A 6,046-nucleotide genomic window follows, 5' to 3' on the forward strand; every position below is an offset into this window, starting at 1 on the left:
TGGAGGGGACATGGCGGCATCTGGGAGGGCGTCCACGGGCACCGGGCCGTCTCCGGACTGGACGAAACGACCGGCCAACCTCGCCCAGGCGCTCACGGGGGAACTCGTCGACCGCATCGTCCGGGGGGTACACGCCCCCGGCACCCCGCTGCCGCCCGAACCGGCGTTGTGCGAGTCCTTCTCCGTCAGCCGGACCGTGGTCCGCGAGGCGGTGAAGGTCCTCCAGGAGAAAGGGCTGGTTCAGGTCCGGCAGGGCAGCGGCACGATCGTCACGCCGCCCTCCGAGTGGAACATGCTCGACGAACTCGTCCTGGGCGCGACCATCGCCCAGGACGACGGCATCACCGTGCTCGACGACCTGGTCGTCACCCGGCGCCTGCTGGAGTCGGACATGGCCCACGTGGCCGCCCGCGTCGCCGACGGCGAGATCGTCGAACGCCTGCGCGCCCTCGTCGACCGCATGGACGAACTGGTCGGCGACCCCGTCGCCTACGCCGACTACGACCGGGCCTTCCACGACACGATCATGCGGGCGTCCGGCAACCGCATCGCGCGGGCGGTCGTGCGGCAACTGGAGAGCCAGGTGATCAACACCTCGCGCTACACGGGCCGCACCGAACGGGCGTTGTGCGTGGCCTCCAACCTCGGCCACCGGCGCATCTACGAGCGCGTCGCCCTGGGCGACCCCGAAGGCGCCTCCGAGGCGATGTTCACCCACATCACCGAGGCCTGGCTGGTCCGCCGGGGCGGGCCGGGAGAGCCGGTGCGCCTGCGGCGCTGACACGGCGCGTCACGACCTCGGGGCGACCGACTCCCGGTGCCGCACCGGCATGGGGACCCGGAACACCTGGCCGGGCTCCACCTCCCCGGCCATCTGGGCGAACAGCACCTCCACGGCCTTGCGGCCCAGTTCGTAGTGGGGCAGCGCCACGGTCGTCAGCTTGGGCCATATCCACGACGCGATCGGGTGGTCGTCGAACGACACCACCGAGACGTCGCCGGGCACCGATAGCCCGGCTTCGCCGAGCGCCTGGTAGGCGCCGAGCGCCACCCGGTCGTTGAGGCAGATCAGCGCCCGGGGGCGGTGCTCGGCCAGCAGCGCGCGGGTCGCGGCCAGGCCGTGTTCGGGCTGCCAGTCGGGGCAGACCCGCCCTCCGGCGATCTTCAGCCCGGTCTCCTGGATGCCGATCAGGCGCTCGACGGCCGCGACGCTGTCGGCGGGCACGTCGCGTAGCGTCGGCCCGGCGCCGATCACGTAGACCTCGTCGTGGTGCCCGGCGTCGAGCAGCACCCGGGCGGCCGACCGCCCGGCCTCGATCTCGTCGGGCACGATCGAGGGCAGGCCCGAAGCCGGCCGGGGCAGCGCGTTGAGCAGGACGGCCGGGCCGATGTCCTTCGGCACCTTGATCGTACGGGTGAACATGGAGGCCAGGATGATGCCGTCGACCTGGCGGTCCTGCATGGCGTGCAGCAGGCCGCGCTCCAGTTCGGGATCGCCTTCGCTCTCACCGATGAACAACATCACGCCGCGTTCGCGGGCGGCCTCCAGGGCGCCCTTGATCATGTCTCCGGCGAGGCGGGATGTCGCGACGGTGTCGGAGACGAAGCCGATCGTGCGGGTCGTGCCGGTGCGCAGCCCGACGGACACCGCGTTCGGCCGATAGCCCAACTCATCGGCGGCACGCAGTACCCTCTGCTCCACGTCGTGAGATATGCGCAGCTCACGGCCCCTGCCCGTCATCACGAGAGAGGCGGTCGTACGGGACACTCCGGCCGCCTCGGCCAGATCGGCCAAGGTGACCCGACGTCGGCTCACCGGGGGGACCTCCAGGTTTCAACCCCATTACGGGGCCTTGACACGGTCGGATACGCACGGTGAGACTATCGCATCGCTAATCCGATTTAGCAAAGGGAGACGCACCATGTCTCGTCGAGTTCACTCCCGCCGGAGCCGCGTGGCGATGGTGGTCATCCTGGGGGGAAGCCTGGCCGCCGCGTGCGCCGCGCCGGGCAGTGGCAACGCCCAACCGACGGCCGCCGCCTCGTCGGCGCCGGCGCTGTCGTCCGCGCCCACCTGCGGCACCGAGGCCGTCACGTTGAAGGGCTACTTCGAGACGGGCTTCCCGATCGCGAAGGCGCTCACCGATGAGTTCACCAAGCAGCACCCGAACGTCACCTGGGACATCCGCGAAGACCAGTTCGCGGTGATCACCCAGAACGCCCCGCGTGTGCTGGCCGACGACCCGCCCGACCTGATGCGCCTGCCCCAGGTCTCCGAGCTGGTCAAGAACAACCTGCTCAAGAACCTCGACGACTACGCCAAGGTCTTCGGCTGGGACCAGTGGCCCGCCTCCCAGCTTGAGCAGATGAGGCTGGCCCCCGGCGGCGCCGTGCGCGGTGAGGGCTCCCTCTACGCCATGGGCCTGAACTTCTCCATGACGGGCGTCTTCTACAACAAGAAGCTGGCCGAGCAGATCGGCATGACCACCCCGCCCGAGACGCTCGCCGACCTCGACGCCGCCATGGCCAAGGCCAAGGACGCGGGTCTGGCCCCGATCGCCCAGTTCAACGGCGGCGCGACCGGCGGCCTGGCCTTCCCGCTCCAGGACCTGATGGCCTCCTACGGCCCGTCGGCGCCGATCAACGAGTGGATCTACCAGAAGCCCGGCGCGACCATCGACACCCCGTCGAACCTCCAGGCCACCCAGCACCTGGAGAAGTGGATCAAGGCCGGTTACTTCTGGAAGGACGTCAACGCCGTCGACTACGCCACCATGATGAGCCGCTTCATCAAGGGCGACGGCCTGTTCATGTTCAACGGCGACTGGGAGTCGGGCAACCTCGACAAGCAGATGGCCGGGAACATCGGCTTCTTCCTGATGCCCCCGGCCCAGGCCGGCGGCAAGCGCGCCGCCATGTCGGCCCCGCTGACCTTCGGCATCGGCGAAAAGGCCAAGAACGCCGACTGCGCCGCCTTCTTCCTCGACTGGGTGGCCACCGACGCCCAGGCGCGCACGATCGGCGTCGAGGTCGGCGGCTCCCACCCGATGGGCCCGGCCGACGCGCCGATGCCCCCGGTCGCGGCGGGCAGCGTCACCGAGAACACCCTCGCGGCGGGCGCCCAGATCGCGAAGGACAACGGCTCGATGGACTTCATCGCCAACGCCACCGGCGCGATCTACGCCAAGAGCTGGACCCCGAACCTGCAGAAGCTGGTGGCCGGCGAGCAGACGCCCGACGGCCTGCTGAAGAGCGTGCAGGCCGACTACCAGTCCCAGGTCAAGGGAGGCTGACGTGAAGGCGGCCGTGAAGCGGCGGAGCGGGTCGAAGTGGGCCGGCTGGCTGTTCGTGCTGCCCGCGGCCGCGTTCTACGTCGTGTTCGTGATCCAGCCGCTGGCCATGACGGTGCAGTACTCCCTCTACTCCTGGGACGGCATCGGCGTGGCCACCTGGAACGGCGTCCAGAACTACCTGCGGGTCTTCACCGATCCCGACCTGTTCGCCGCGATCCTCAACGCGCTGAAGCTCATCGTGTTCTTCAGCGCCGTCCCGGTCGCGCTCGGGCTCGCCATCGCGGCGACGATCCGGCGCATCGCCACGACCCGTCTCGCCACGGTGGCCCGCACGGTCATCTTCCTGCCGCAGGTGATCCCGCTGGTCGCGGCGGGAATCACCTGGAGCTGGTTGTTGTCGTCGACCGGGCTGGTGAACCAGCTCCTGACCGCCGTCGGGCTGGAGGGCATCACCCGGGCGTGGCTCGGCGACTTCTCCACCGCGTTGCCGTCGGTCGGGGTGATCGGCGCGTGGGTGCTCCTGGGCCTGTGCACGCTCCTGCTGCTGGCCGGCATGAGCAAGATCGATCCGGCTCTGTACGAGGCCGCCCGCCTCGACGGCGCCGGTCCGCTCCGCGAGTTCTTCTCGATCACCCTGCCCAGCCTGCGGCAGGAGATCGGGGTCTGCGTCACCGTCACGGTCGTGGCCGCGCTGGCCAGCTTCGACATCGTCTACATCTCGACCCAGGGCGGGCCCGGCAACGCCAGCATGGTGCCCGGCCTGGAGATCTACTACCTGGCCTTCTCCGAACGGCAGGTCGGCGTCGCCTCGGCCCTCGCGGTGGTCCTCACCGTGCTGGTGATCGCGTGCGCACTGCCGATCCAGTGGCTCACCAGGGACCGCTCATCATGAAAACCGCTCGTCGTGAGGCCCTGACCGGCCGGGTGCTGCTGCTCGTGCTGATGGCCGCCACCCTTATGCCGTTCGTCAGCCTCTTCGTCACCGCGCTCCACCCGTCGGGCAGCTACCCGCTGGGCCTCGAATGGCCCGACGACCCGCAGTGGGGCAACTTCGCCGCCGCGTTCACCGCCGCCCGGATGACCGAGTTGCTGAAGTCGAGTGTGCTGATCGTGCTCGGGGTGGTGCCGATCTCGCTGGTGGTGGCCACCATGGCCGGGTTCGCCATCGGGCACCTGCGCATCCCCGGGCGGCGGTTCGTCTTCGTGGCGTTCGTGCTCGGGCTGACCCTGCCCTTCGAGGGCATCATCACGCCGCTCTACTACCTGGTCCGGGACATGGGCGTGCTGAACACGCGGTGGGCGATCATCCTGCCGCTGATCGGCCTGTTCATGCCGTTCTCGGTGTTCTGGATGCGGGCCCACTTCGTGAACATGCCCGAGGAACTGTCGGAGAGCGCCCGCATCGACGGCGCGGGCACCTGGCAGCTCTTCTGGAAGGTCCACGTGCCGCTGGCCGCCCCGGCGACCTCGTCGCTGGCGATCCTGCTGTTCCTCTGGACGTGGAACCAGTTCCTGCTGGCGATCGTGCTGGTCGACGACCCGTTGCAGCGCACGATGTCGGGCGCCCTCGGGGCGTTCCAGGGACAGTGGGGCACCGACATCCCGCTGCTGTGCGCGGGGTCGCTGCTCATCCTCACGCCGACACTCCTGGTGTTCCTGATCTTCCAGCGCCGTTTCGTGACGGCCCTCCTCCAGGGCTCGTTGAAGGGATGACCGTGACGACCACCCGGTGGACCAGGCGCCACCTCGACCTGATCACCGACGACCCGGCGACGACCGCGCCGGTGATCACCGGCCCCGTCGAACCGGCGCTGCCCGGCTTCGACCTGTGGGACATGTGGCCGATCCAGGAAGAGGATGGTGCCACCGCCCTCTTCGACGGCCGCGAACTCTGGATGGGCCTGGCCGCCCCGGCGGCCGGCCATCCGGAGGACCGCCACGACGTGGCCCGCATCCGCTCGCTCGCCTACGACGACGGCAAGTGGATCGACCTCGGCGACGTCTTCCCGGACGGGGCGTCTCCAGGAAGCCGCGAGTGGTCGGGCACCACGATCCGGCGCGCCGACGGCACGATCTCGGTCTTCTACACGGCGACCGGATTCCGCGGCGAGGAGCGGCCCACCTTCACGCAGCGGGTGTTCGAGGCCCGCGACGGCGTCCACCGGGAGATCGCCCAGCCGGACCCGCGGTACTTCCTGCCCGCCGACGAGATCGACGGCGGGCCGGGGCGGATCCTGGCCTGGCGCGACCCGGCCTGGTTCCGGGGCCGCCTGCTGATCGCCGCCTCGATCCCGTGGGGCGACCGATACATGGGGGCCATCGCCCTCACCGACGGGGGGCCGGGGAACCAGCCGCTCCTGGTCGCCGACGGGATCAACCGCGAGATCGAACGCCCTCACGTGGTGGTCCACGGTGGCCTGTACTACCTGTTCTTCTGCACCCACCGCCAGTCGTTCGAACCGGCGGACGCCGCCCCGACCGGCCTCTACGGCTTCGTCTCGGCGTCGCTGGAGGGACCCTACGAACCCCTGAACGGCTCCGGGCTCGTCATCGGGAACCCGCAGGCCCAGCCCGACCAGGCCTACGCCTGGATGGTGCTCGACGACCTGCGGGTGGTGAGCTTCCTCGACTACCGGGGCCCGGTCGACCGGGCCCACTTCGGCGGCACGGTGGCCCCCATGCTGAGACTGCGCATGGAGGGCCACCGCACCCGGCTCGAAGCCTGCTGAAGGTCAGGTCCGGGGCGTTCCCCC

Annotated in this window: 6 protein-coding genes; 5 read left to right on the plus strand and 1 reads right to left on the minus strand. The window is 70.0% G+C overall.

What is annotated here, in order from left to right:
• Positions 1–10: 10 nt before the first annotated feature.
• Positions 11–781 (plus strand): FadR/GntR family transcriptional regulator, encoded by a 771-nt coding sequence (locus tag AW273_RS33570; protein ID WP_062357294.1) that lies wholly within the window; start codon positions 11–13, stop codon positions 779–781.
• Positions 782–790: 9 nt separating this feature from the next.
• On the opposite strand, the gene AW273_RS33575 is transcribed toward AW273_RS33570, so the two are convergent.
• On the minus strand, positions 791–1,816 hold the full coding sequence (locus AW273_RS33575) for a LacI family DNA-binding transcriptional regulator (protein ID WP_083950248.1): 1,026 nt from the start codon (positions 1,814–1,816) through the stop codon (positions 791–793).
• A 106-nt stretch (positions 1,817–1,922) separates the two neighbouring features.
• Between AW273_RS33575 and AW273_RS33580 the strand changes: the two genes are divergently transcribed.
• Genes AW273_RS33580 through AW273_RS33595 form a run of 4 tightly spaced genes read left to right on the plus strand, consistent with a single transcriptional unit; the run spans position 1,923 to position 6,022 of the window.
• Entirely contained in the window at positions 1,923–3,293 is a 1,371-nt protein-coding gene (locus tag AW273_RS33580) for an ABC transporter substrate-binding protein (protein ID WP_083950249.1), read from the plus strand.
• 1 nt (position 3,294) lies between these two features.
• Positions 3,295–4,185, plus strand: coding sequence for a carbohydrate ABC transporter permease (locus AW273_RS33585; protein WP_062357296.1), 891 nt, complete (start codon positions 3,295–3,297; stop codon positions 4,183–4,185).
• Positions 4,182–5,006 carry a carbohydrate ABC transporter permease gene (locus AW273_RS33590; RefSeq protein WP_062357297.1) on the plus strand — a complete coding sequence of 275 codons (825 nt, stop codon included), beginning with the start codon at positions 4,182–4,184 and terminating at the stop codon, positions 5,004–5,006. Before AW273_RS33585 ends, AW273_RS33590 begins: the two co-directional genes overlap by 4 nt.
• 2 nt (positions 5,007–5,008) lie before the next feature.
• Positions 5,009–6,022 carry a glycoside hydrolase family 68 protein gene (locus AW273_RS33595; protein ID WP_198168495.1) on the plus strand — a complete coding sequence of 338 codons (1,014 nt, stop codon included), beginning with the start codon at positions 5,009–5,011 and terminating at the stop codon, positions 6,020–6,022.
• Positions 6,023–6,046 lie beyond the last annotated feature (24 nt).

It is taken from the genome of Herbidospora yilanensis, assembly GCF_001570565.1.
Taxonomy (GTDB): domain Bacteria; phylum Actinomycetota; class Actinomycetes; order Streptosporangiales; family Streptosporangiaceae; genus Herbidospora; species Herbidospora yilanensis.

Excerpts from the sequence above, each read along its gene's own strand:
- AW273_RS33590 (WP_062357297.1), top strand. The coding sequence starts at position 4,182 with ATGAAAACCGCTCGTCGTGAGGCCCTGACCGGCCGGGTGCTGCTGCTC.
- AW273_RS33570 (WP_062357294.1), top strand. The coding sequence starts at position 11 with ATGGCGGCATCTGGGAGGGCGTCCACGGGCACCGGGCCGTCTCCGGAC.
- AW273_RS33580 (WP_083950249.1), top strand. The coding sequence starts at position 1,923 with ATGTCTCGTCGAGTTCACTCCCGCCGGAGCCGCGTGGCGATGGTGGTC.